This is a genomic window from Myxococcus sp. RHSTA-1-4, from assembly GCF_020037125.1.
In the GTDB taxonomy this organism is placed as follows: domain Bacteria; phylum Myxococcota; class Myxococcia; order Myxococcales; family Myxococcaceae; genus Myxococcus.
In genome coordinates, this window is the sequence record NZ_JAIQDG010000013.1 from 216853 (window position 1) to 235219 (window position 18367).

The 18367-nt window shown below is 70.5% G+C and carries 17 protein-coding genes and 1 tRNA gene; 13 read left to right on the forward strand and 5 right to left on the reverse strand.

Annotation, left to right across the window (positions count from 1 at the left end; genetic code table 11):
- Positions 1 to 10 precede the first annotated feature (10 nt).
- The gene (locus tag K8638_RS19420; RefSeq protein WP_223756049.1) at positions 11 to 1561 is read left to right on the forward strand and encodes a DUF1501 domain-containing protein; all 1551 of its coding nucleotides are present in this window, start codon (positions 11 to 13) and stop codon (positions 1559 to 1561) included.
- 23 nt (positions 1562 to 1584) lie between these two features.
- Here the strand turns inward: K8638_RS19420 and K8638_RS19425 are convergent, their stop codons facing one another.
- A complete protein-coding gene (locus K8638_RS19425) occupies positions 1585 to 2646 on the reverse strand; it encodes an NAD(P)-dependent alcohol dehydrogenase (protein WP_223756050.1) in 1062 nt (353 codons plus the stop codon).
- Between the two features lie 106 nt (positions 2647 to 2752).
- Between K8638_RS19425 and K8638_RS19430 the strand changes: the two genes are divergently transcribed.
- The gene (locus K8638_RS19430) at positions 2753 to 3709 is read left to right on the forward strand and encodes a LysR family transcriptional regulator (protein ID WP_223756051.1); all 957 of its coding nucleotides are present in this window, start codon (positions 2753 to 2755) and stop codon (positions 3707 to 3709) included.
- Here the strand turns inward: K8638_RS19430 and K8638_RS19435 are convergent.
- Positions 3678 to 4415 carry a head GIN domain-containing protein gene (locus tag K8638_RS19435; protein WP_223756052.1) on the reverse strand — a complete coding sequence of 246 codons (738 nt, stop codon included), beginning with the start codon at positions 4413 to 4415 and terminating at the stop codon, positions 3678 to 3680. The genes K8638_RS19430 and K8638_RS19435 overlap by 32 nt on opposite strands.
- A 144-nt stretch (positions 4416 to 4559) precedes the next feature.
- Here K8638_RS19435 and K8638_RS19440 point away from each other — a divergent pair, with 144 nt between their 5' ends.
- A complete protein-coding gene (locus K8638_RS19440) occupies positions 4560 to 5036 on the forward strand; it encodes a hypothetical protein (protein WP_223756053.1) in 477 nt (158 codons plus the stop codon).
- Between the two features lie 101 nt (positions 5037 to 5137).
- On the opposite strand, the gene K8638_RS19445 is transcribed toward K8638_RS19440, so the two are convergent.
- Together K8638_RS19445 and K8638_RS19450 are read right to left on the reverse strand one after the other, a co-directional pair.
- The gene (locus tag K8638_RS19445; RefSeq protein WP_223756054.1) at positions 5138 to 6949 is read right to left on the reverse strand and encodes a carbohydrate binding domain-containing protein; all 1812 of its coding nucleotides are present in this window, start codon (positions 6947 to 6949) and stop codon (positions 5138 to 5140) included.
- A gap of 201 nt (positions 6950 to 7150) precedes the next feature.
- Positions 7151 to 7726, reverse strand: a complete 576-nt coding sequence (locus K8638_RS19450; protein ID WP_223756055.1) for a DUF3105 domain-containing protein — start codon at positions 7724 to 7726, stop codon at positions 7151 to 7153.
- Positions 7727 to 7882: 156 nt separating this feature from the next.
- Here K8638_RS19450 and K8638_RS19455 point away from each other — a divergent pair, with 156 nt between their 5' ends.
- From K8638_RS19455 to K8638_RS19465, 3 genes are all read left to right on the forward strand, one after another.
- Positions 7883 to 9772: a M2 family metallopeptidase gene (locus K8638_RS19455; RefSeq protein ID WP_223756056.1), complete on the forward strand. Its 1890-nt coding sequence runs from the start codon at positions 7883 to 7885 to the stop codon at positions 9770 to 9772.
- 116 nt (positions 9773 to 9888) lie between these two features.
- Positions 9889 to 10092: a cold-shock protein gene (locus K8638_RS19460; protein WP_223756057.1), complete on the forward strand. Its 204-nt coding sequence runs from the start codon at positions 9889 to 9891 to the stop codon at positions 10090 to 10092.
- A gap of 256 nt (positions 10093 to 10348) precedes the next feature.
- Positions 10349 to 12331 (forward strand): hypothetical protein, encoded by a 1983-nt coding sequence (locus K8638_RS19465; RefSeq protein WP_370644039.1) that lies wholly within the window; start codon positions 10349 to 10351, stop codon positions 12329 to 12331.
- Positions 12332 to 12391: 60 nt separating this feature from the next.
- Here K8638_RS19465 and K8638_RS19470 read toward each other — a convergent pair whose 3' ends face one another.
- Positions 12392 to 13117, reverse strand: coding sequence for an FKBP-type peptidyl-prolyl cis-trans isomerase (locus K8638_RS19470; RefSeq protein ID WP_223756059.1), 726 nt, complete (start codon positions 13115 to 13117; stop codon positions 12392 to 12394).
- Between the two features lie 235 nt (positions 13118 to 13352).
- Here K8638_RS19470 and K8638_RS19475 point away from each other — a divergent pair, with 235 nt between their 5' ends.
- From K8638_RS19475 to K8638_RS19505, 7 genes are all read left to right on the forward strand, one after another.
- Positions 13353 to 13703, forward strand: coding sequence for a PilZ domain-containing protein (locus K8638_RS19475; RefSeq protein ID WP_223756060.1), 351 nt, complete (start codon positions 13353 to 13355; stop codon positions 13701 to 13703).
- A 118-nt stretch (positions 13704 to 13821) separates the two neighbouring features.
- Positions 13822 to 14631 (forward strand): hypothetical protein, encoded by an 810-nt coding sequence (locus tag K8638_RS19480; protein WP_223756061.1) that lies wholly within the window; start codon positions 13822 to 13824, stop codon positions 14629 to 14631.
- Positions 14632 to 14761: 130 nt separating this feature from the next.
- Positions 14762 to 15124, forward strand: a complete 363-nt coding sequence (locus K8638_RS19485; RefSeq protein WP_223756062.1) for a PEGA domain-containing protein — start codon at positions 14762 to 14764, stop codon at positions 15122 to 15124.
- Positions 15125 to 15429: 305 nt separating this feature from the next.
- The gene (locus K8638_RS19490; RefSeq protein WP_223756075.1) at positions 15430 to 16533 is read left to right on the forward strand and encodes an AI-2E family transporter; all 1104 of its coding nucleotides are present in this window, start codon (positions 15430 to 15432) and stop codon (positions 16531 to 16533) included.
- A complete protein-coding gene (locus K8638_RS19495) occupies positions 16530 to 17492 on the forward strand; it encodes a hypothetical protein (RefSeq protein WP_223756063.1) in 963 nt (320 codons plus the stop codon). Before K8638_RS19490 ends, K8638_RS19495 begins: the two co-directional genes overlap by 4 nt.
- A complete protein-coding gene (locus K8638_RS19500; protein WP_223756064.1) occupies positions 17489 to 18178 on the forward strand; it encodes a uracil-DNA glycosylase in 690 nt (229 codons plus the stop codon). The genes K8638_RS19495 and K8638_RS19500 overlap by 4 nt, the downstream gene beginning before the upstream one ends.
- 70 nt (positions 18179 to 18248) lie before the next feature.
- Positions 18249 to 18320, forward strand: a tRNA-Val gene (locus K8638_RS19505).
- The last annotated feature ends 47 nt before the right edge of the window (positions 18321 to 18367 follow it).

An 18367-nucleotide genomic window follows, 5' to 3' on the forward strand; every position in this document is an offset into this window, starting at 1 on the left:
GGAACACACCATGTCGCTCCGCAAGGATGGCCGGCTCTCGCGCCGGGAACTCATGAAGGCGCTGTCGATGTGCGCGGCGGGCTCGACGGTGCTGGGGCCCCTGCTGTCGGGCTGCCGGGACGCGCTCGACACCCCGGAGGCGCTCGAGCAGCGCGGCGGTGTGCGCCAGCTCCAGGGGGACGGCAAGCCCCGCTTCCTCATCGTGGTGGGGGCCGCCGGGGGCGCGTCCATCATCGACAGCCTGCTGGCGGTGCGCGCCTCGGAGGCGGGCGCGCAGGCGTCCCGGCTCAACACCTTCCCGGACGCGCAGGTGCAGGGCGTGGATGGCTCTCCGTTCCGCGCGGTGCGGGTGAGCAGCCCGAAGCTCGGCAGCATCAACATCCCGGTGAACACGGACCAGCTCCCCTTCGTGCGCAAGCACAGGGACTCGATGCTGGTGGCCACGTCGGTGGGCACCTCCGTGAACCACGTCATCGCCCAGAAGCGGAGCCTCACCGGCAACGCGGCCTGGCGCGGCCGTACGCTGCAGGAATGCGTGGCCTTGCAGTACGGCTCGGGCTTCCCCATCCCCAACGTGAACATGGGCGTGGGCGGCTACGCCGAGCGCGGCACGGACGCCTCGCTGCCCACGTACTGCTACGGCGAGGTGGTCACCAACCCGTCGCTCTGGCCGCTGGGGCTCGACGGGAGCAAGGGCCTGAAGGACGTGCCCTCGCGGGACGTCCTCGCGCTGGCCCGCCGGACGCGCGACGGGCTCGATGCACAATCGGTCTTCGGGCAGACCTTCGAGAACGCGGCGGCGCTCCGGCGGTGGAACGAGCAGCGCGGCGTGGGGCAGCCGGCGCTGGAGCTGAGGGAGCTCATCAGCCGGCTCAACATCCTGCCGAACCTGCCGCCGAGGATTCCCCTGACGGAGTACGGCCTGTCCAGCTCTCCCGACGCGGCTCGGCTGCGCTCGGTCTTCCCGGACTACTTCACGGACCCGGTGCAGGGGCAGGCTGCGCTGGCGTTCCTGCTGCTCAAGTACCGGGTGTCGGTGACGGTGACGCTGGGGCCCTCGTTCAACGTGGCCGTGGGCGGAGAGAACGGCATCGCCAACCCGCCGCTGGCCTTCGACTTCAGCCACAACGACCACCGCACGGGACAGGCCTTCATGTGGGCCCGCGTCATGGGCGTGGTGGACAAGCTCATCGACCTGCTCGCGGCGGAGCCCTTCGACGAGGCGGCGGGGGAGAGCCTGTGGGACCGCACGTTGATCTACGTGGCGACCGACTTCGGGCGCACGCGCTCCCGGGCCCCGGATGCCTCGGAGTTCGGTACCGGGCACGACCTCAACAACGGCTTCCTGATGCTGTCGCCGATGCTCCGGGGCAACACCGTGCTGGGCGGAATCGACCCGCTCACCACGCTGACCTACGGCTTCGACCCACGCACCGGGACGCCGGAGCCGGGCAAGGTGTCCTCGAACGAGCCGGACATCTTCGCGGGCATCCTCACCGCCCTGGGGGTGGACACGTCGGGAAGCGGGCTTCCCGACGCGAGCGCCTTCGTGCGGACCTGAGCGGAGGAGGGGGCCGCCGCCCCCTACCGCGCGGCGGCGGCGTTGAGCGACGCGAGGTCGATGACGAAGCGGTAGCGCACGTCGTTCTTGAGCATGCGCTCGTAGGCCTCGTTGATCTTCTGGATGGGGATGACCTCGACGTCCGAGACGATGTTGTGCCGGGCGCAGTAGTCGAGCATCTCCTGCGTCTCGGCGATGCCGCCGATGTTGGAGCCGGCCAGCCGCTTGTTCCCGCCGATGAGGGCGAAGGCGGCGACGGGGGTGGGCTCGGGCGGGGCGCCGACGAGCACCATCGCCCCCTGGGGCCGTAGCAGGCCCAGGTACTGGTTGTAGTCGTGCTGCGCGGAGACGGTGTCGATGATGAGGTCGAAGCGGCCCGCCAGCTTCTTGAAGGTGCCCTCTTCGCGGGTGACCTCGAAGGCGTGGGCGCCCAGGCGGCGTGCATCGGCCTCCTTCGAGCGCGACGTGCTGAGCACCGTCACCTCGGCGCCCATGGAGACGGCGAACTTCACCGCCATGTGGCCGAGCCCGCCCAGGCCGACCACGGCCACGCGGTCTCCCTTCTTGCAGTTCCACTGGCGGAGCGGCGAGTACGTGGTGATGCCGGCGCACAGGAGCGGCGCCGCGGCGGCGGGGTCGAGGCCCTCCGGGACCTTCAGCGCGAAGTGCTCGGCGACCACGAGCTGGGACGCGTAGCCGCCGCGGGTCGGCGTCTTCCGGTCCATGTAGGTGCCGTTGTAGGTGAAGGCGACGCCCTTCAGGCAGAACTGCTCCAGGTCCTGGCGGCACGGCTGGCAGTCCCGGCAGGAGTCCACCATGCAGCCGACGCCCGCCATGTCGCCCACCTTGAGCTTCGTGACGTGCTGGCCCACCTGACTGACGCGCCCGATGATTTCGTGGCCGGGAACCATGGGGAAGATGGCACCGCCCCACTCATCGCGGGCCTGGTGGATGTCGGAGTGGCAGACGCCGCAGTAGAGGATGTCGATGAGCACGTCATGGGGACCGGGCTCGCGCTGCTCGAATGTGAATGGCGCCAGCGGCTGTCCGGCGGAGGCGGCGGCATAGGCGTGGGTCTTGAGCATGGGCTCTCCTTCAGGGGACCGGGTTGGAAACGTCCCCTGATATGCAGCCCACGCACGGCCATCGAAACTGGCAGGATCCGCATGGGCCGTTTAGGAATCCTTCAAGATGGCCTTTACCCCGCTCAATTCCTTGAACGCCTTCCTGGCGGTCGCGCGCCGGCGCAGCTTCTCCTCGGCCGCCGTGGAACTGGGTGTCTCACCCTCCGCGCTGAGCCAGTCGGTCCGGCAGCTCGAGGAGCGCCTGGGCGTCGGGCTGCTCACCCGGACGTCGCGAAGCGTGGCCCTGACGGATGCCGGGCGGCGCCTGCTGGAGAATGCCGGGCCGGGGGTGGACCAGGCGCTCGAGGCGCTGAAGAACGCCTCGGCCCAGCCGGGGGAGGTGACGGGCAAGGTCCGGCTGTCGGTGCCGTCCATCGCGGTGCCGTTCATCATCGCGCCCCTGCTTCCGAAGCTGCTCGCGCGGCACCCGAAGGTGGAGGTGGAGGTCCAGGTGGAGAACCGCCTCGTGGACATCGTCACGGAGGGGTTCGACGCGGGCATCCGCATGACGGAGTCCATCGAACGCGACATGGTGCAGGTGCGGCTGTTCGACGCGTGCCGGTTCGTCGTGGCGGGCGCTCCCGCGTACCTCGAACGGAAGGGGACTCCGGAGAAGCCGAAGGACCTGCTGGCGCACGACTGCATCTGCATCCGCTCCACGACGACCGGAGGGCTCTATCAGTGGGAGCTGGAGCGCGGGCAGCAGAGCTGGCGCATCCCGGTGAGGGGGCCCGTCGTCACCAACGACGAGGTCCTGATGCGGGAGCTGGCCGAGGCGGGAGTGGGGCTCGCATACCTCTTCGAGCCGACGCTGTCGGCGCCGTTGAAGCGAGGCTCCCTGCGCGTGGTCCTCGAGGCCTACGCGGCCGTGGTGCAGGGACTCTTCCTCTACTTCCCCAGCCGCGCGCAGGTCTCCCCCGCGCTGCGGGCGTTCGTGGACCTGGCGCGGGAGGAGGCCGCGGACCGGAAGGGGATCGCGGCCCAGGCGAGGGCTACTCGAACTTCAGGGTCGAGCCGCCGCTGAGCTCCTCGGAGCGCACGGTGGGCCGGCCGATGATGGTGACCGTGCTGCCGCCCGAGGCCGTCACCGTCAGGGTGTCCGAAACCTGAAGCACGTTCGTGCTGCCACCGCTGGAGTTCATCGAGGCCTCCTCGGAGGAGAGTCCGCGTGCCAGGAGCCTGCTCCCACCGGAGAGCGTGCTCGTCACCCGGTAGGCATATCCCTCCAGGGCCGCCTCGGAGCCTCCGCTCAGCTCCAGGCGGAGAGACTCCGCGTCGAGCTCTCGCCCGCGCACCCGGGAACCTCCACTGGCTTCGAGCGAGAAGGAGGGCGAGGAGAGGGTGCCGCTCAGGTCCAGCGTGCTGCCTCCCGAGACCTGGAGCGACTTCAAATCCGGCACCGTCACCTCGGCGCGCAGGGGGTTGTCCGAGGTCCATCCGGCCACCTCCTGCCGAGGGAAGTGGATCCGAAGGGTGTCATCCCCGGCCACCTCCGTTCGCAGCCGCTCCACGAGGTTGTCATCGCCGGTGAGGCGCACCTTCCTCGCCTGGGTCGGGTCCACCACGATGGTGGCCTCGATACCATCTTCAATCTCGACCGCCACGAAGTCGGAGGTCTCCCGCTCCTCCGCGATGACGTTGCCGCTTCCGGTCAGGTGCGGACCGCATCCGGTGAGGAGCGTCACGAGGAGGGATAAGCCCGCCCAGTGCCCGCGGTGCGTTGCGTCCATGTTCTCGACTCCCAGGTTCAGGGCCAACAGTTCCGGCGTCGGGACGTGGAACACCACGGCCGCCCGGAACTGTCACCCCGGCTCCGTCAGGAGCTGTGGCGGGTTGTTCATTCGGGAGCCCCGGGGGGAGGTAAGGTGTGCTTCATGAGCAGAATCGCGGGGCGACTCTTCATGACGTGGTTGCGGGTGTCGGCACGCGCGGCGCGCTCCCCGCGCTGGCAGCGGGTGGCGGAGTGGACGCTCGGGCAGTTGGGGCGAGCCGTGGCGCGACGCCGGGGACTGACCGAGGCCTCCTCGCCGCAGGCCCTGGGCGAGCAGTGGCAGCGAATCTTCCCGTCGCGCCGCCACGTCCCCCTCGTGGGCGTGGATGCCACCACGGCATATGCGGAGATCCGCACCGTCTGTCCTCTGCGTGGCACCGGGGATGTGCATGCCTGCCACAGGCTGATGGCCTACGACCGGGCGGCAGCCGCCCGGATGGGGGCCCGGTTCGTGGTGCTGGAGTCCCAGGCCACTCCTGGCGCGACGGTGTGCCGGGTGGCGCTGCGCCGCCAGGAGCTTCCCGCGGATGACCTGGTGGCGGCCCATGAGCGCTCCGGTCGAAAGGGCACGGAGCCGTAGTCACCACGTCCTGGTACGAGCTTCACGCCCCTGGACGCGAGCCGTCCTGGGCCGGGGGCCCGCCCGCTCCGGAAGAAGGGGCAGGGCAGCCTTCGCTTCGACTACCAGGAGATGCCGTCGATGTAGGCCGTGCCCGTCCAGCTCCCGCTGGTGGTGAACTCCACGCCCAGTTGGTACAGCGGCGTGGTGCTCGTGGACGGCAACGTCACGGTGATTGTGTTCCAGGTATTGGTCCTGAGGTTGCTGATGGCGGTCCAGCGTCCCGTGTAGCGCCAGCCGCCCGCCGCGCCTTCGAGGGCGAAGGGCTGGATGGACGTGAGGCGGCTGCCCGAGGGAATCCACACGCGGAAGGTCACCGTCGCACCGCGTGGGACGGACGCGTTGGGGACCACCGCCATGCCGGTACCGGACGTGCCGCTGAATGGCACCGCGAGCGAGCGCGTGCCCGCGTAGGCGCGCGCGGTGGAGGTGCTCACCGCCCGGAGCTGGCCGCCGGAAGCAGTCCAACCCTCGGTGCCGGACTCGAAGCCGTAGCCACGTGTCGTGCCGCTCGTGCCGCCATCCGTCCCCGCGTCCGTGCCACCATCGACCCCGCCATCCACACCGCCCGTGCCGGCGTCGGTGCCACCAGCCGTGCCACCGTCCGTCCCGCCACCGGGGAGAGGCAAGGTGGTGCCCACCGCGGGCAGCGTCAGGCCGCCGCTGCTCAGGAAGGCCCCGGCACGGCTCCGGACGTACGGCTGGCCGTCGGTGCCGAGGTCATTCTGATAGGAGCTCTGCCCGCCGGCCCCGGCACCGAAGAGGAGCGCGATGACGCCCGAGTTGGCGAACTTCCTCCGGTGCGGGTCTCCCAGCGTGCCGAAGAAGTACTCCGTCCGGTTGTCGCGGTAGCCCGCGCGCGCGGAGCCGTCGTTGTGGACGTTGCGGTGGTTGGAGTTGCCCAGGGGAATCTGCCACAGCACCCAGCGCTTGCCGGTGGCCACGTTCATCAACCGCAGCCACTCCGCGTAGCGGTTGAAGGAGCGCGAGGAGATGGACGCGGTGTCGCTCGCGTTCCACCAGCGGTCCTCGCCGCGCGTCAGCTTGTAGAAGTCCGCGTCGCGGTCGAGCGGGTCACCCACCAGCACGTCGTAGGTGGTGCCGGTGACGTTGGTCGCCAGGCCCGCCGGCTTGAGGAAGTTGACGACCTTGTCCACCTCGGGCTGGAGCGGGTCCGTCACCGAGCAGCAGGCGATGTCCTTGCCGCTGGCCCACGCGGATACGTGCATGCCGAGGATGACGTTGTTCGCCCCCACGGCCTTGCGCAGCTGGAGGAAGGCCAGGCTCCAGCCGGCGACGGTGTTCGGAAGGCTCGCCAGCTCCGGCAGGCCGGTGGCCGCCACGGCGGCGTACGCGTTCGGGTTGGAGTTCGTCTGCTGCTGGAGGAGCCCCAGGGCATCCGGCTCGATGAGCACGAGCACGGGCCTGCCGTGCTCCTTCGCGCGCTGCATCAGCAGCTTGAAGTCGCTGAAGTAGCCGCGCATGGTCGTGGCATTTCCCAGCTTGGCGAGCGACTCGCCCTCGCCGCCACCGGGCTCTCCGAAGAGTTGGTAGAAGACGGGGGCCGCGATGAAGTTCTGGGTGGCCGACTCCTGCATGAAGGCCGCGCCCCAGCTTCCGTCGCGCTGGCCCCAGCCCCAGTTGTCCACCCAGCCCTTGGTGAAGTAGCGGTAGCGCACGTCCCACGGCACGCCGCTATCGCGCATCCAGTTCTGCCCGGCCTCCTCGAAGAGTCCGATGAGCAGCCGATTGGGAAGCCCTGTCGGCACGGGCCCCTGCACACCGGAAGCCGTCTGGGCGGAGGCAGGCCCCGTGGCCAGGGCAGTCAGCGTCAGCATCAGCGCCGCGAGGGCGCGGAGAATGAACGTTCGCATGGCACCCTGGATACAATCGGCGGGCGCTCTGTTCGCCGCACGCCGGGGCAGGTGCCGACATTCCAACTGCCTCGCCTGCTCCATGAGCCGCCTCCGAACACCTGCTCGGAACGCTTCAGGACAGGCGGGTATTCAACCGCTCGGGCGGAAGTTCCGTCTGCGACCGGGGGCCGATGCGGGTGTTCGCGGGAGGATGCTGGCTCACAGCCCCGGGCACGCCAGCCCCGGCTCCGGGGCTTCGTCATCCTGCATCGCCAGCAGGCACTGCAGCGCCTCCGGGTCGGCCGAGTCCACCACGTACGAGCGCCGCCACAGCAGCGCGGCCACGCGCTTGGGCATCTGAGGGTCCTGCGCCACCACCGCCCGGCGCACGCCGTTGGCTCCCGCCGGTACCGAGGCCGCGGCCGCTTCGAGCTTCGCGACCTCCTCGGGGCAGCCGTCCGGGCAGTTGTAGAGGAACACCGCGTGCCCGTGCTCCAGGTTGTGGATGTAGAGGCAGCGGGAGACGGGCTCGGCATACACACCGCAGCGGGCCACGCTGCCGCAGTGCAGGCCGGAGCTCGGCGGGTTCTCCGACGGGTCCACGCCCGAGCCACACGCGCTGCTGCTGCACGACTCCAGGTGGCGCGCCTCGGTCTGGGGCGACAGCGGGAAGTCGAATCGCTCGCAGCCCTCGGGCTCGGGCTCCGTGGAGCCACAGGCGGTGAGGGAGAGGAGGGCGGCGAGAGAGGGGACGAGGACGCGCGAGCGGATCATCACGCCCGCGTCATATCGCATCAGCCGGGGAACGCGCCCCGGAGGGAGCGTGCCCCTTTCGCGCTGCGTCAGCTCGGCGTGAGACGTCAGCCACCGAGAGCCCCGGGCGCGGTGGCTGCCTGGAGGCCCTACTTTCAGGGTGTCATCCGGGCGGAGGTTCCTCTACGGTCCGCCCCCATGAACCGGAAACTCCTCCTGCACCCCCTGCTGCGCACGGCCCTCGCGGCCGTGGCGCTGCCCGCCTTCCTGGGTTGCGCCCAGGACTCGCAAGTGACGCGTGAGACCCCGGCCACCGGCGAGTCCGCGCCCGCGCCCCAGGCCGCCGCTCCCCAGGCCACGCCGGAAGAGGCGAAGCAGTTCGTCGAGAAGGTCAACGCGGACCTGAAGCGGCTGTGGACGAAGCAGGCCACCGCCGAGTGGATCAAGAACACGTACATCACCGACGACACCGAGCGGAACGCCGCCTACGTCAACGAAGAGGTGCTGGCGTACGTCAACGGCGCCATCAAGAACGCGAGCCGCTTCGATGGCTTGCAGCTCGACGCGGACACCGCGCGCATGCTGCACCTGCTCAAGGTCTCCCAGACGCTGCCGGCGCCCGCGGACGCCCAGAAGCGCGCGGAGCTGGCCGCCACCGCCGCGAAGCTCGAGGGCCTCTACGGCAAGGGCAAGTACTGCGGCAAGGACGGCAAGGGCGAGTGCCGTGACCTGGAGGTGCTGTCCCAGCTCATGGCGAAGAGCCGCAACTACGACGAGCTGCTGGACGCGTGGCAGGGCTGGCACTCCATCTCCCGCCCCATGCGCCCGCTGTACCAGAACCTGGTGTCCATCTCCAACGCGGGCGCGCAGGACATCGGCTTCAACGACCTGGGCACGCTGTGGCGCTCGGCGTACGACATGCCCCCGGCCGAGTTCGAGAAGGAGGCCCAGCGCCTGTGGGGCCAGGTGAAGCCCCTCTACGACGAGCTGCACTGCTACGTCCGCGCCCGGCTGGCGAAGCAGTACGGCGAGGCGAAGGTGCCCGCCGGCAAGCCCATCCCCGCGCACCTGCTCGGCAACATGTGGGCGCAGGAGTGGAACAACATCTACCCGCTGGTGGAGCCCTTCCCCGGCCAGGCCAGCCTGGACGTGGACTCCGAGCTGAAGAAGCAGGGCTACGACCCCATCCGCATGGTGAAGCTGGGGGAGAAGTTCTTCACCTCCATGGGCCTCAAGCCGCTGCCGCAGACCTTCTTCGAGCGCTCGCAGTTCACCAAGCCGCGAGATCGTGAGGTCGTCTGCCACGCCAGCGCGTGGGACGTCACCTACGAGAACGACCTGCGCATCAAGATGTGCATCAAGCCCACCGAGGAGGACCTCATCACCATCCACCACGAGCTGGGCCACAACTACTACTACACGTACTACTACACGCTGCCCGTGCTCTATCAGGCCGGCGCCAACGACGGCTTCCACGAGGCCATCGGCGACGCGCTCACCCTGAGCATCACCCCCGCGTACCTCCAGCAGGTGGGCCTGCTGAAGTCCGTGCCGAAGAACGACAAGAACCTCATCAACCTCCAGCTCAAGGACGCGCTGGAGAAGGTGGCCTTCCTGCCGTTCGGCCTGCTCGTGGACCAGTGGCGCTGGGAGGTGTTCTCCGGCCGCACCCAGCCGGCGGACTACAACAAGGCCTGGTGGACGCTGCGTGAGAAGTACCAGGGCGTGGCCGCGCCGGTGGCCCGCTCCGAGGAGGACTTCGACCCGGGTGCCAAGTACCACGTGCCCGCCAACGTCCCGTACACCCGGTACTTCCTCGCCCGAATCCTCCAGTTCCAGTTCCACAAGGCCATGTGCGAGGCGGCCGGCTTCAAGGGCCCCCTCCACGAGTGCTCCATCTACGGGAACAAGGAGGCCGGCAAGCGGCTCCAGGCCGTCCTGGAGCTGGGTGCGAGCAAACCCTGGCCGGACGCGCTCCAGGCCATGACGGGAACCCGGCAGATCGATGCAACCCCGTTGCTGGACTACTTCAGCCCGCTGCGGACCTGGCTCCAGGAGCAGAACAAGGGCCAGAAGTGCGGCTGGTGACTGTCTCGGGTGGACTCTCCCCGGGACCGCGCATAAATTGCGTGGGTCTTGGCGGGTTCGCTCGATAGGACCGGACGACGGATTTTCGCGTCCGTGACGAAAGAAGAAGAAAGCAAATGGCAACTGGTACCGTGAAGTGGTTCAACGATGCGAAGGGTTTCGGCTTCATCACCCAGGACGGCGGTGGTGAGGACGTGTTCTGCCACCACACCGCCATCAACATGGATGGCTTCCGCACCCTCCAGGAGGGGCAGAAGGTGGAGTTCGAGGTCACCCGCGGCCCCAAGGGCCTGCAGGCGCAGAACGTCCGCGCGGCCTGACGCTGGCGTCGTTCGAACGACTTCCTGATGCATCATGAGGGTCCGGCCTTGCACACAGGGTCGGACCCTTCGTGTTTCTGGAGCCCCCACCGTGTCCTCCCCGATGAAGCCCCGGGCCCCTCGCGCCCGCCTGTTGCCCCTGCTGGCCGTGCTCGGCTGCTCCTCCAACCCCTCGGCGCTGAGGGAGCCGGGCCCCGCCTCCGTTCCCGAGGCGTACACGAGCGGACAGGCCCCCGCCCCGGAGAAGGAGCCCGCCATGAAGACGCCCGCGTTCGATACCGCCGCGCTGAAGGCGGAGCTGGTCGCGAAGCACGGCGAAGCGCACCGGGCGCGCATCGAGCGCGGCGTGGACCAGGTGGCGGCGCAGTGGAGGCCGGAGGACGGGGACGCGGCGGCCTTCATCCGCGAGCAGTTCCTGTCGGACCCGAAGGCGCTGGACGCCACCTTCGCGCGGCTGGAGCGGCTGTTCGAGCAGCTCGACGGCCACATGAACGAGCTGGGCCGCGAGCTGCAGTGGTACTCGGACCTGGACCTGGGGCCGCTGCTGCCGGTGGAGCCGCTGGTGGCGTCGTACGACCCGTCCACCAACGTCACGTCGGACCTGTTCCGGGCGAAGGTGGGCTTCGTGGTGCTGCTCAACTTCCCGCTCACCACCCTGGCCGAGCGCATGGAGCACGGCCCGAAGTGGACGCGGCGGCAGTGGGCGGAGGCGCGGCTGGCCTCGCGCTTCAACCGGCGGGTGCCCGCGGAGATTGAGCAGGAGTCGTCGCGGGCCATCGCCGCCGCGAGCCTCTACATCGCCGAGTACAACGTCTGGATGCACCACCTGGTGGACTCGGACGGCGGGCGGCCCTTCCCAAAGGGGCTGCGGCTCATCAGCCACTGGAACCTGCGCGACGAGCTGAAGGGGGACTACGCGGACCCGAACGGGCTGGCGAAGCAGCGGATGATCCTCCAGGTGATGGAGCGCATCGTCACGCAGACGATTCCCGCCGCCGTCATCGACAACCCGCGAGTGGACTGGAACCCGTTCACCAACGCGGTGACGGTGGCGCCGCCGGAGACGGTGGAGGCGGATGCGCCGGCGCGCGAGGCGAAGGCGGTGGCGGCCCCGGAGCCGGACACGCGCTACGCGCGGCTGCTGGACACCTTCCACGCGGCGCGCAAGGCGGACCCGTATGTGCCGGTGGCGCCCACTCGGATTGCCCGGGCCTTCGAGCTGGCGCGCGAGCTGCCGGAGGAGCGGGTGAAGGCGCTGCTCACGCAGGTGCTGGAGTCGCCGGTGGTGCCCCGGGTGGCGAAGGAGATCGAGGCGCGGCTGGGCCGGAAGCTGGAGCCGCAGGACCTGTGGTACCCGGGCTTCAAGCCGGGAGGGAAGCGGCCGGAGTCCGAGCTGGATGCGCTGACGCGCAAGCGCTACCCCACGGCGGAGGCCTTCGCGAAGGACATGCCCCGAATCCTCCAGGGCCTGGGCTTCACGCGCGCGAAGGCGGAGTGGCTGGCCGCGCGCATCCAGGTGGATGCGTCACGCGGTGCGGGCCACGCGCAGCCGGCGGCGCGGCGGGGAGACTTCCCCCGGCTGCGCACGCGCGTGGAGAAGGGGGGCATGGACTACAAGGGCTACAACATCGCGGTGCACGAGCTGGGGCACAACGTGGAGCAGGTGTTCAGCCTCTACTCGGTGGACCACACGCTGCTGGCGGGAGTGCCCAACAACGCCTTCACGGAGGCGCTGGCCTTCGTGTTCCAGGCGCGCGATCTGGAGCTGCTGGGCCTGGGCAGGCCGGACGCGGCGGCCGAGCGCGAGCGGGTGCTCAACGACTTCTGGCAGACGTGGGAGATTGCCGGCGTCGCCCTGGTGGACATGGCGGTGTGGCACTGGATGTACGAGCACCCGGACGCGAAGCCGGCGGAGCTGCGCGACGCGGTGGTGGCCATCTCCCGTGACGTGTGGGACCGGTACTACGCGCCGGTGCTGGGCGGGAAGGGCACGGCGCTGCTGGGCATCTACAGCCACATGATCAGCTACCCGCTCTACCTGCCGGACTATCCGCTGGGGCACCTCATCGCGTTCCAGATCGAGGAGCACCTGCACCGCAAGGGCCCGCTGGGCGCGGAGTTCGAGCGGATGGCCTCGCACGGCGCGGTGACGCCGGACCAGTGGATGCTCCACGCCACGGGCGCGCCGGTGAGCGCGGAGCCGCTGCTGCGCGCCACGGAAGCGGCGCTGAAGCGGTAGGCCGGCGCCAGACGGAGCGCCTGGGGCTCCGGTGTCATGGAGCCCCGGGTGCGCCGGACGCTACGGCGCCTTGGACGTGTCGCCGGGGATGTCCACCAGCTCCACGTCGAAGACGAGGACGGCGTTGGGCGGAATGCGGGAGCCCGGGGGCGGGCGCTCGCCGTAGGCGGTGTTGCCGGGGCAGGTGAGCTTCGCCTTGCCACCCACCTTCATCTTCGCGACCCCCTGCGTCCAGCAGGGGATGACGCCATTGAGCGGGAACTCCACCGGGATGCCACGCCGGGCCGAGCTGTCGAACACGGTGCCGTCCACCAGCCGGCCCTCGTAGTGGACCTTCACGGTGTCGGTGGCGCGGGGGCTCTTGCCGGTGCCGGCCTGCGTCTCGCGGTAGATGACGCCGGAGGGGAGCTTCACGGCGCCGGGCTCCTTCGCATTGCGCTCCAGCGCGGCGGTGTTGGCCTGGGCCTGCCGGGACTTCGCGAGCGCCTGGAGCTTCGGCCCGTACTCCTTCGCGTCCACCTCGGGCGCGGTGCCGGCGATGCTGTCCGCGATGCCGCGCTGGAGGATCTTCACCTCCTCGGGGGTGAGCGCGAAGCCGGAGAGGTCCCGGCCCACGGAGACGCCGAGCGCGTAGATGGTCTTCGCGTCCTCTGAGGCGAGCTCGGGGGGCGCGGCCGGGGGCGTCCTGGCCGCGGGCTCGGACTTCGTCGAGGCCTTGGGGGACTGCGCCTGGGCCACGGGGGCGCCGAGCGCGAGCACCAGGGCCGCCATCCACATCGAACGCATGCTTCCGCCTTTCATGGGAACCGGTGAACGGGAGGGCCGCAGCATTACGGCGAGCGCCGCCGCGGGTGCAAGCAAGCGCGAAGAATGCAGCGAGAAAGCACGGGCGGCGCAGGCCTCCCGGCCCGCCGTGCCGGGAGCGGGTCGTTTTCTTGCGAGTTCATCGCGCGCCTCTACTGTGAATCCAGGTTGCATCACCCCCGAAGCAGCCTGTTGCACCACTGGAGGCGACGAAGCGATGAGCGACAAGCGTAAGGCCAGGCGGGCGCCCCTCGACATCTACCTCAACAAGTACATGGGTGGCGTGCCGTACATGTCGCGGGCCGCGGACATCAGCCCGGAGGGGCTGAGCCTCGCTCGCCTGCTCGAGCCCCAGCACGAGGCGAAGCGCGTGGGACTCCAGTTCCAGCTCCCCGGCTCCGAGGAGATCATCTACGCCGAGGGCGAGGTGGTGCGGGAGTGGGTGGAGGCCTCGTCGACGAAGCGCGAGCGCTCCGGCGTGCGCTTCACGCTCCTTACCGAGCGTCACCGCCGGATGATCGACGCCTACGTCGACCGACACGGCCGTGACGGCGGTCGCGAGCACTGACGCGGTGCGGCGCCCTCCAAGGGGGCGCCTTGACTTCGTTGGAAGCGGGCTCCTTGAATGGTGGATCATTCTGTCCTGTGGCTACCCGCGAAGTCGGGTGAGGACTGGAGGATTTCCCGTGAGGCGTTCGCTGTGGGGGATGTTGCTGGCGGTGCCGCTGACGGCGCTGGGCCAGGGCAGGGAAGCGAAGGCCCCGGCACCCGCCGCGGCTGAGGTGGCGCGCCCCTCGACTCCGGGCGTCAACTGGGAGGGGCAGGTGCTCCGGGCGACCGGCGCGGGGGCTCCGGACCTGAAGGCGGCCAACCCGGCGCAAGCGCGGCTGGGGGCGGAGCGGGCCGCGAAGATGGACGCGTTCCGCAATCTCCTCGAACAGGCCAGGGGCCTCCAGCTCAGCGCGGGCCGCACCGTGGCGGACGAGATGGCGCGCGACGAGATCCGTGGCCGCGTGGAGGGCGCCATCCGCGGCTACAAGGTCGTGGCCAAGCGTTACTTTTCGGACAGCGGCGTGGAGGTGGACGTGGAGGTGCCGCTGGCGGCCATCACCGCCTCGCTGGTGACTCCCGCGCCGGACGCGGCCATCCCCCTCAACTCCGAAGGTGTGAAGAAGTACACGGGCCTCGTGGTGGACGCGCGTGGCCTGGGTGTGAAGCCGGTGCTGGCGCCCCGGCTGCTGGACGGCGCGGGCAAGGCGCTCTACGGCGCGGCGGCGCTCTCCGACGAGAGCCGCGCGGCCACCGGCGTGGCGGCCTGGTTCGACAGCCTGGAGGCGGCGAAGAAGGCCTCGCTGGTGGGCGAGAAGCCGCTGGTGGTGAAGGCCACGGGGTTGAAGGGCTCGGACCTGGTGCTCGCCTCGGACGACGCGAAGGCGCTGGCCGAGATCAACACGCGCTTCCTGGCCGAGGGCCGGGTCGTCATCGTCACCCAGTAGCCCGCCTCGAGGCACGGCGAATGTCCCTGATCCAGAAGAAGCTCGCGGAGGCGCTCGGCTGCAAGGCCCCCACCAAGGCCAGCGCGACGGGTGTGACGAGCAACACCGTCGAGCTGACGCTGGCCCGCTGATGCGCGGTGCGTGGCTGGCAGTGGCGGTGGCGGCGTCCGGGTGTGCGGGACGCGAGCGCGAGCCGGAGTCCGTGGCGAAGGCGCGCGAGCTGATGGCGGGCGCCGGCAAGCCGAGCGGGGACCTGGCGCTGCGCTGCGAGCCGGAGGACGCGGAGGTGTACCTGGACGGAGTCCTCCAGGGGCTGTGCAGCGACTTCACGGGCTCTCCGAAGGGGTTGAGCGTGGGCGTGGGGCTGCACCACATCGAGGTGAAGAAGCGGGGCTTCTGGCCGTACACGACGTATTACGAGCCCAGCGGGGCCCGGGCGAGGCTGACCATCCAGCTCCGGTCCGCGGTGGCCCCTGGCGGAGGTGCTCCGTGATGCGACGGGACAGGGGATGCCCGCGTCAGGTGGACCCGAAGCGGCGCGACGACGAGTTCGGCGCTTTCGTGAAGCGCAATCAAGGCTTGAAGAAGCCGTAGCCCGGTCCAGACCCGGAAGAGGAGAACGCCATCCGACGCCGTAAGAAAGCCACTGCCCGCCCCGCCGTGACACCCGCCGCCGGGCCTTCCGCCCCATCCGCTCCCGTGCTTCACGCCGTGGCGGCACCAACGGCGACCGCCGCCCCGAAGACGGCCGGGCAACCGAGCGCTCCAGTCGTGGGGCGCGTCGCCACCGGGCAGCTCATGCCGGAGGCCGGACTGACGGAGGGGGAGGCGAGGAAGATAGACCTGTGGTGGTCCGCGGCGATGGTGGGCTCGCTGGCGCTGGTGTTCGCGCTGCTCTCCGTGTTCGGAGGGGTGGCGGTGCCGGTGCTGCTGGCGCTGGCGGGGGCCTACATCTTCAACCCGACGGTGACGGCGCTGGAGGAGCGCGGGCTGAACCGGACGTGGGGGACGACCCTCGTCTTCGTGGCCGGCACGCTGCTGCTGGCGGGGGCGGTGCTGTACCTCATCCCGGTGTTCCGCGAGGAGGCGGCGAAGCTGCCGGACTTCTTCCGCCGGGCGAGCAGCGAGGTGGTGCCACGGGTGGAGAAGCTGCTGGGCCGCTCGCTGCCGGACCTGGTGCGGCAGCGCGCCGCCGAGCTGGGCCAGCAGGCGTCGGAGCTGGTGCAGAGCGCGGGCCCAGCGGCGGCGCGCATCCTGGCGAGCTTCGCGGGCAACACGGCCCGGTTCGTGGTCACACTGCTGGGGCTCGCGGTGGTGCCGGTGCTGGCCTTCTTCTTCCTGCAGGACTACCCGCGGCTGGTGGGCATCGTGAAGGACCTGCTGCCCCGGCGCTCGGTGGCGCTGGTCAGCCGGCGCTTCGCGGAGGTGGACGAGGTGCTGTCCGCCTTCGTGCGCGGGCAGCTCATCGTGGGCGCGGTGCTGTCGGTCATCTACGCGGCGGGCCTGTCGATGGGGCGCATCGACATGGCCATCGTCATCGGCGTGATTGCCGGGTTCGGCAACATGGTGCCGTACCTGGGCACGGGCGTGGGCATCCTGCTGTCGCTGGTGGGGCTGATGCTGTCGTGGCAGGGGCCGTGGCAGATCGCGGTGGTGGCGGGCACCTTCGTCATCGGGCAGATGCTGGAGGGGTTCGTCATCACCCCGCGCATCGTCGGAGAGAAGGTGGGGCTGGCGCCGGTGGCGGTCATCATCGCCATCCTCGCGTTCGGCGAGCTGTTCGGCTTCGTGGGCATCCTCCTGGCGGTGCCGGTGGCGGCCATCCTCAAGGTGGTGCTGCGCGTGGTGGCGCAGCGCTACCGGCGCACGTCGGCGTACACGGGAGAGGCTGACTCGCCGTGACGGCCGTGGCCGTATTGCTGGCGGCGTTGCTGGCCCAGGCGCCGTCCGGGCCGGGGCCCGAGGGACTGACGCTCCCGGGCTACCGGCTCCACCTGGTGGTGGACGAGTCGGTGGACGCGGACACGCTGCGCGCCCTGGCTGGTGGCGGCACGGTGCTGTGGCTGCGCACGCGCTCCAACATGCTGCGCGACTCCACGGTGGAGGCGGTGGCGCTCTTCCCGGAGGCGTATGTGCTGTTCCGCCCGCCGCTGCTGGAGGCTCACGCGGAGCAGCTCCGCCGGGCGCCCCGGGCCGGGGCATGGGTGGACGCGGGGACGTTGGGGAAGGGCGCTGGCTGGCACCACCGGCTGGGGCCGCGCCCGGTGGCCGTGGACGTGCGAGGCCCGCTGGATGCGGAGGTGGCCCGGAGGGTGGCCGCGCTCCGCCCCGCCCGGGTGACCTGGATGCCGGGTGAAACGGACGCGACGCTGGCGGGGTGGGGCGAGCTGGCGCAGTTGCCCGGCGCGAAGGTGCTCGTCCTGGCCGGGGCGCCGGGAACTCGGAGCGAGGGCGCGTTCCCTGCCGAGGGAGCCGGGAGCACCGGGCAGCCTGGGGCCTCTCGGCTGGCGGCCCGCGAGGAGGGCGCGCTCTCAGCCGGGGACGCCACCACGACCGAAGCCCCCCTCACCGCGCGGGCCTGCCCCGAGGAAGTCCTGCCCGTCCCCCTGCGAGCCGCCCGAACCCGGGTAACCGTGCGGGTCAACGCGGGCACCCCGGTGGACGGGCCTCCCTGCGGAATGGGGAGGCGGGTCCGGGTGTCGGGGCCTCCGGACGACGCGGCGCTGGTGGCGCTGTTCAGCCGGGTGCCGGACGTCGAGCTGGAGCTGGAGGTGGGCGCGGGCCCGGCGGCGCTGGCGAACGCGCGCCGGTGGGTGGAGCGGCTGGAGGCGGCGGTGCGAGGCAACGGGAGCAGGCAGTGACGACGAAGCTGGAGAAGCTGCACAAGGAGATCGTGGCGTGCCGGGCCTGCCCGCGGCTGGTGGAGTGGCGCGAGGAGGTGGCGCGTGTGAAGCGCCGGGCCTACCGCGACTGGAACTACTGGGGCCGGCCGGTGCCGGGCTTCGGGGACCCCGGGGCGCGGCTCATCATCGTGGGGCTGGCGCCGGCGGCCCACGGGGCCAACCGGACGGGGAGGATGTTCACGGGAGACCGCTCCGGGGACTTCCTGTTCGCCGGCCTGCACCGCGCCGGCTTCGCCAACCAGCCGCACAGCGAGCACCGCGAGGACGGGCTCACCCTGAAGGACGCCTTCATCGTGGCCGCGGCCCGCTGCGCCCCGCCGGACAACAAGCCGCTGCCCGAGGAGCTGGCCCGGTGCGCCCCCTTCCTGGACCGGGAGATGGCCCTGCTGCCCGGCCGGGTGCTGCTCGCGCTGGGGGCCATCGGCTGGAACGCCGCGCTCGCCTCGCTGGAGCGCTCCGGAGTGGAGCTGTCCTCCCCCCGGCCCGCCTTTGGCCACGGAGCCGAGGTGCGCCTGCCGGGCGGGCGGACGCTCATGGGCTGCTACCACGTCAGCCAGCAGAACACGCAGACGGGCCGCCTCACCCCGGCCATGTTCGACGCGGTGATGGCGCGGGTCCGCGTGTTGCTGGATGGGAAGAGGTGAGGGGGCCCGACGTGTTTCCTTGACAGCCGCGGGAGCCCGCTGCTATTCCCGCCCGCACTTCAGCAGCAACGGGTCGTTAGCTCAGCGGTAGAGCACTACCTTGACACGGTAGGGGTCAGTGGTTCGATCCCACTACGACCCAACAGTTCGAAGATTCATCCAGCGGGCGGCATGGCTTCTCAAGAGCCT